Annotated in this window: 6 protein-coding genes; 3 read left to right on the top strand and 3 right to left on the bottom strand. The window is 47.6% G+C overall.

Going from position 1 to position 5,651, the window contains the following annotated elements:
* Positions 1-90: 90 nt before the first annotated feature.
* On the bottom strand, positions 91-864 hold the full coding sequence (locus RIG66_RS09685) for a metallophosphoesterase family protein (RefSeq protein WP_446377472.1): 774 nt from the start codon (positions 862-864) through the stop codon (positions 91-93).
* A 316-nt stretch (positions 865-1,180) separates the two neighbouring features.
* Here RIG66_RS09685 and miaE point away from each other — a divergent pair, with 316 nt between their 5' ends.
* Positions 1,181-1,795, top strand: a complete 615-nt coding sequence (miaE, locus tag RIG66_RS09680) for a tRNA isopentenyl-2-thiomethyl-A-37 hydroxylase MiaE (RefSeq protein WP_446377470.1) — start codon at positions 1,181-1,183, stop codon at positions 1,793-1,795.
* On the opposite strand, the gene tsaB is transcribed toward miaE, so the two are convergent.
* Both tsaB and RIG66_RS09670 read right to left on the bottom strand, forming a co-directional pair.
* The gene (gene tsaB / locus RIG66_RS09675) at positions 1,792-2,460 is read right to left on the bottom strand and encodes a tRNA (adenosine(37)-N6)-threonylcarbamoyltransferase complex dimerization subunit type 1 TsaB (protein WP_446377468.1); all 669 of its coding nucleotides are present in this window, start codon (positions 2,458-2,460) and stop codon (positions 1,792-1,794) included. The genes miaE and tsaB overlap by 4 nt on opposite strands.
* A gap of 66 nt (positions 2,461-2,526) precedes the next feature.
* Positions 2,527-4,068, bottom strand: coding sequence for a serine/threonine protein kinase (locus RIG66_RS09670; protein ID WP_446377466.1), 1,542 nt, complete (start codon positions 4,066-4,068; stop codon positions 2,527-2,529).
* An 11-nt stretch (positions 4,069-4,079) separates the two neighbouring features.
* Between RIG66_RS09670 and RIG66_RS09665 the strand changes: the two genes are divergently transcribed.
* Positions 4,080-4,256 carry a hypothetical protein gene (locus RIG66_RS09665; RefSeq protein ID WP_446377464.1) on the top strand — a complete coding sequence of 59 codons (177 nt, stop codon included), beginning with the start codon at positions 4,080-4,082 and terminating at the stop codon, positions 4,254-4,256.
* 386 nt (positions 4,257-4,642) lie between these two features.
* On the top strand, positions 4,643-5,332 hold the full coding sequence (locus RIG66_RS09660; RefSeq protein ID WP_446377462.1) for a hypothetical protein: 690 nt from the start codon (positions 4,643-4,645) through the stop codon (positions 5,330-5,332).
* Positions 5,333-5,651: the final 319 nt, after the last annotated feature.

Genomic DNA, 5,651 nt, shown 5'->3' with positions numbered 1-5,651 from the left:
TTTCATGGCTAACATTATACCAACTAGCGGGAAATAACTGGAAATACTTCGGGCGTTTAGCCGAAGTATTTCCCGCTCTCCCCCTACGGCTTACCTCCACTTCGTTCCGGTTGAAGCCGTAGCTCCTCGCGATTTAGGTGGTAAGAGTTGTGAAGGCTCTACTCTTGTCACCGCCTCCTCAAGTGGCATTTGGCGAACCCGTTGTTTAAAAACATTGGCTTGATAAACCCGTGAGTTTGTCAAGTCTAATCCTGTGAGCCAACCACTTTTCGGGTGATACGCGCCCGTGTCAATATCCAACCATCCTCGACCTTGGGCAATTCGTCCCGGTTGTACTCCTGGCAAGGTAAAGGTAATCGTATGACCAATGATAATTAACTTATCGGTAAAATAAGGCTCTTGAATGCTATGAAATTCGTCTCTAATCCAACAGAATTGTTCTGTCGTTTGTTTTTCCAGGGGTAAATGGGGATGAACTCCAGCATGGACTAACCATGTATCTCCCAAATCGATATGGGTGGGTAAGGTACGCATCCACTCGATATGGTCTTGGCGGACACCACTCTCACCATAACTATTGATGGTACTGTGACCGCCACTATAGAGCCATGCTTGCAGGGCAGGACCATAGATTTCTCCCTGACCCAGGATTTCTAATAGCATTTGCTCATGATTGCCTAGCAAGCAAGGATAAGGGCTTTGCTTGACAAATTCAACAACTTGAGAGCTTTGGGAACCCCTATCAATTAAGTCTCCCAAAAAATAGACTTGATCGTCTTTACTAGGAGCGATCGCATCCAATAAGGTCATTAGGGTATCGTAGTGCCCATGCACGTCACCGATAACAATCCGACGGTGAGTCATTGTTTATTGATCCAAATCCGTGTCGTCAAATAATAAGTAGCACCCATAAACGTTTACTTGCACCAGTTTGGTTACCAAAAGCTGGACGATTGTGTGCCGAGGTATATTTACCAAGGGTGGTCAAGATTCTCAGGCTTAGGATACTCTATTATCTATTAGTTAAAACAAGTGCTAACATCTATCTTCCAGGTTTCAGAGGAAATTCATTGAATTTAACACCTTTTTCGTTGAGCATCCGGCACGCCATTGATAAATACCAGTTTCCTAGTCTCTATCCTAATCATCTTCCCCCTATTGTGATTCACAAGACAGTTCGATGTCACCAAAACCTGTGTTAGATTCTCCCTGGGTAATGATTCATGCCCTCCAACAACCCACGAGCTGGACTTGGGTTGAACAAGCCCTAGCTCACCTTGATCTCATTCTACTCGACCATTCCCAATGCGAACGCAAAGCGGCAGGTGTAGCCCTGAATTTAATCTTCCGCTATCCATCGAGTACGCAACTGGTTCGTCAGCTTACCGCGATCGCGCGTGAGGAATTGGATCACTTTGAACAGGTCAATCAATGGCTGGAACGACGGGGTATTCCCCTAGCGTCCCTATCCCCGTCACCTTATGGCGCTAAGCTAACAGCTCAGATTCGCCGCCATGAACCGGATCGGCTATTGGATTCTTTATTGGTTGCTGCTCTAATTGAGGCTCGCTCTCACGAACGGCTGGGATTACTGGCAACTCACTGCCCTGACCCGGAGTTAGCTGAATTTTATCAAGGTTTGATGACATCTGAAGCACGACATTACGGGGTTTACTGGGTGCTAGCGGATACCTATTTTGAGCGGGAGGTTGTCAGCCAGAGGTTAGCAGAACTGGCGACGGTAGAAAGTCAGTTACTTAGCACGCTTTACCCAGAACCTCGAATTCACAGTTAATCGCTTTTTGTTCCAGTAACTGGATGCTGTCCGTAAAACGGTAACGTATCCGACCAGTGAGGGCGTTTTCCTTGCTGCCAATCCACATAAGCCAAGTCTAATACACTGGTGACACAAGTTCCTAAATTAACGGATACCTCAATGAGTTGATAGGGGAGGTTTTGATTGTCTAGGACGTGTTGCCAGATATTGGGTGTCATCACGGCATCGGGTACAAGCGGCGTCAAGCTAGAACCCTCTGAGGATGGCTGATAGATTGCGGTATACAACTGTCCCCGTCGAGCAGGCATTTGTAGCGCGATCGCTCTTTCGTGTGAGGTTTTCCGATGCTCTTTCCCTTGAAGCGTTGCCGACCAAGCCACGGCTGCCAGGGTGGAAATGGCAAATAAAGGAATATCCAGTTGCTGTGCCAACGTTCGGACTGTTACCACACCAATACGAGTGCCTGTAAAACTTCCGGGACCTTTGGCGACGGCAATAAATGCCACATCTGACCAAGCGTTTGGGAGTAAAAAATCACCCAAGTGTTGATGTAAGTGAGTTGATAAATCTCGTCCCAAATCCCAGATAGCTGCACGATGATCACTCTGAAAATTACTAATGGCTAATCCGAGTTGGGGACTGGTGGTATGTAGAGCTAAACCGTATTGGTTGTCATTTGTCATTTGTCATTTGTTATTCGTCATTTGTCATTTGTCATTTGTCATTCGTCATTCCTCATTCCTCATCCCTCATCCCTCATCCTCTTCAGTGGTTTCGGGTTTTTTCGGTAGGGGGGCTTCTGGGGGAGCAGGCGCTTTTTTCAGGTTTTCTAGGGGTTCGCCAACAGACTCAGACGGGGGTTCGCTGACCGATTCAGAAGACTCAGCCGATTGGGGAACCTCTGGAGAGGGGGCTGGCGGTTCTGGCGGTTGAGATTGAGCAGGGGATATTGGGGATGAATTAGGTGAAGGTTTAGGGACTGAAGTTGGCGATTTTTTCTCAGAGGAGGGTGATTCTCCAGGAGCGGATGAAGGGTCTTCAGCAGTGGGTGAGGGAGAAGGTTCAACTGAATCTCTTGATTTTTTAGGGAATCCCGGAAAAGAGCGGCGAGAGGGTTTCTGTTCCTGCTCCGAAGCCGGGGCATTTTTGTCCTGGCTGGGTTCAGTCGTTTCCTCACTATCATTAAGTTGGGGATCAGAGTTTAGGGATTCCTCTGGAGATGAAGGTTCAGCCGCTGGTGGGGTTGATAGATTTTGAGACTGATACCAAATCGTTCCCAATCCGACCAAACTGGTGGCAATGACAGCCCCCACTCCTAGTAAAACGGGAGAAACACCTAAGCGTCGATGCCAAGGCGTATATTGAGTGGGCTGGGATTCTCGCTGACGGGAACTGGCTTCCTGTGGTGGGGTTAAAGCTACAGTGGCTCCGTTGGTTGTTGATACGGGATTGGAGACGAATACCGGGCTGGATTCAAAGGAAACATCCGGCAACAGGGATAGCCATTCTGCTACCGATGAAGGGCGATAACGTGCCTCAATTGCCATCCCGCGCATGACCGCTTGATTTACGGCAGCACTGAGTTGGGGTTGGAGGTCACGGGGAGCGGGCATAGGTTGACGTTCCCGGATAACGGCAGGTGTGGGGATTTGGGCCGTTAACAGGGTATAGAGAGTGGCGGCTAAACCGTAAACATCGGAGGCTGGGGTGCGTTTTTCTTTGATTAAATACTGTTCTAAAGGGGCATAGCCCTCAGACAGCATGTTAGTGTGGGTTTGAGTTGTATTCAGGCTAAATTCCCGGGCAATGCCAAAGTCGATGAGGACAACTTGGTGTGTGCCTTCGCGCCGGATGATGTTGGCAGGTTTAATATCTCGGTGGAGTAAACCTTTTTGATGGACTACGGTTAAGGCGTCACCAATTTGGCGGATGTAATGAATGGCGGTGGCTTCACTGAGGGGTTTTCCGGGAAGTAAAATCTCTTGTAAGGTCTGACCGTCTACATAGTCCATTACCATGTAGGGCCACCCTGCTTCCACAAAGAAGTCACTGACTCGGACAATATTGGGATGGGTACACAAGGCGAGCCGTCGTGCTTCATCCTGGAATAGGCGCTGAAACCGAGAGCAGTCGGGGTTACGATGCATGGACTCGTCTAGGGTTTTAATCACCACCACCTGACCTAAATAGTGATGGGTGGCTTTATAGGTGATGCCAAAGCCCCCTCGTCCTAGTTCTTGCTCTAGAGTGTATTTGCCACCCTGTAGGGTTTTACCAACTAACGAGTTCATAGACTGACCTGATGATTGGGAAAAATTGTCAGTTCAAAATTCACTTTAACTCAGAATTTCTGGATTTAGGGATAAGCTGTCAGGGAATGCGAACGATGGGGAAGCAGGGGAAGCAGGGGAAGCAGGGGAAGCAGGGGGAGATGGGGAAGCAGGGGAAGCAGGGGGAGCAGGGGGAGCAGGGGTTGTAGAGACTCCTCCGGTGGAACGTCCGAAGGGTTAGAGAATTCTGAGTTAACCCATAACTATGGGTGGGGATGGGTTAAGCTAGTTTCCCTCAGGACTTAGGCAATTTGAGTATTCAAACCTTATTTATAGTGGTAGGTGGGCATTGCCTACCCTACTAGCTTGGCAAGCTTAAAACAGTGGTCAAGTATTTTCTCAAACCCTTATGAGAGTAGCGATCCAGAAAAATTTTACCCACAACTTTAAGCTTGCCAGCCTACTACATATAGAAGAGTGTGCGTAAGTTCTGTCCCTATCTCCATCATGGAACTAGCACTTCGGATCAAGCACTTCGGATCAAGCCATTGTCGATGAGAAGTTTTAACATATCCCCCCTGAGAACGCGACATCAGTGAAGCAACAGAGTTTACGACAATGGTTTCGATGGCTGACTCGGTGGATTCGCCGCATTTTTCAGAAACCAGAAACGTTCCAACCAACGTTTCTGGTTCTTGAGCGTACCTATTCGGCTGATGAATCCATCGTGCTTTTGTCCGTCGAACGAGACGCGCCCGGTGCTGTAGGAACCTGGTATCTACTGAATCAACACAATCCCCGTCACAATCTGCTGATTACTCTTGACAACTTGGCGGCGATTCGATTAGCTCTGGATGCTAACTCATTTTCTGATAGGGATACGTCCATCTTGGAGCTATCGTTAGCCCAGGAAGACCAGATTTTTCGGACTCATCGGTTTAGTGTGCAGTGGATTATTAAGTTGAAGAGTTCGCGCAAGGTTTTTCATTTGATTGGAACCTGGGATCTTGACCTACAAGGCGATACCTGGGACCCCAATACCAGTGCATTTACCATTGGTCGTTTCGTGGTGCGAGAGGCGTTAAACTTACCTCCGCTTCCGGGAGTGTCGTGGCGTTTCCGGATGACTGAGTTTCCCTGGATTGAGAGTTTACAGAGCTATAGCAAGATGGTATTGGGGGATAACCATAATTGTTATACCAAGAAGTTGAATCTGAAAGAACTCAAGGAACTTAGAGATGAAATTGAGCGGGGGCGAGGTTATAGAAAAGGTCATAAATCATAATTTATAAATTATGATGTCAAGCTTTTCTCTTGTTAATCATAACGACCTCTTAACCTTACGCCAAGTCGTTCGCGTAAATTAGACGGGAACTTAATTCTGAATATATTCTCTCAAACCTGCCTTGACAACTAGCATCCAAGCTTAACTTGTCACCAATGGGCGTAGAATATTATTAATTTTAAACTGAAGTTCCCCTTTGACAAATCGCTACACCGTATGCGTATCTTGGCTTAGGGCGATTTGGCTTTTGGCGTCACTGGGTACAAATCAGGCTGACGCCCAATAAATCTAAAGCCTTTCTTTGTACAGGAGTTGGTTC

Origin of the sequence: Coleofasciculus sp. E2-BRE-01 (assembly GCF_040221695.1) — a bacterium.
In the GTDB taxonomy this organism is placed as follows: Bacteria; Cyanobacteriota; Cyanobacteriia; order Cyanobacteriales; family Coleofasciculaceae; genus Coleofasciculus.
Note: the sequence above shows the minus strand (reverse complement) of the source record. Positions and strands in the feature narration are given on the sequence as shown.